General features: G+C 26.7%; 1 protein-coding gene. It reads right to left on the bottom strand.

What is annotated here, in order from left to right:
* Positions 1 to 359, bottom strand: a 359-nt coding sequence (locus D9V42_RS15185; protein WP_158593198.1) for a hypothetical protein, incomplete at its 3' end; no start/stop codon positions are given.
* Positions 360 to 390 lie beyond the last annotated feature (31 nt).

Below are 390 nucleotides of genomic sequence, written 5' to 3'. Positions count from 1 at the left end.
CCGATCTTATATTTTCCATATGTTACAGTCAAGTCAATATCAACTAACATTCTATCTTTGAGAAATTTTAATTCATCTTCAATAATGTCTATTTTGTCTGTAGTTGAAATATATGATGTAAAAATAAAATTTGATTTTGTCGTTGCAACATCTTCTCCCATTTTTCCAAAACCAGTTTTGGCAGTTTGAAAAGCAATTTTGCCAATATGCTTTATACTCATTCCATTTTTTACTTCGCCATAGCGTAAAAAAGCACCATTTTTATCATATAAAAAATATTTATAAAGTGTATAATTAGTTGGATTTTTAATATTTAATTCAACAGTACCGCTAATATCAAACTTTACAGTTCTATTCATAGACTCATTAATAACTGTTTCGCCATTATTA

The sequence above is a fragment of the Staphylococcus pseudoxylosus genome, assembly GCF_003697915.1.
Lineage (GTDB): Bacteria > Bacillota > Bacilli > Staphylococcales > Staphylococcaceae > Staphylococcus > Staphylococcus pseudoxylosus.
This window is presented reverse-complemented; position numbering and strand designations above follow the sequence as displayed.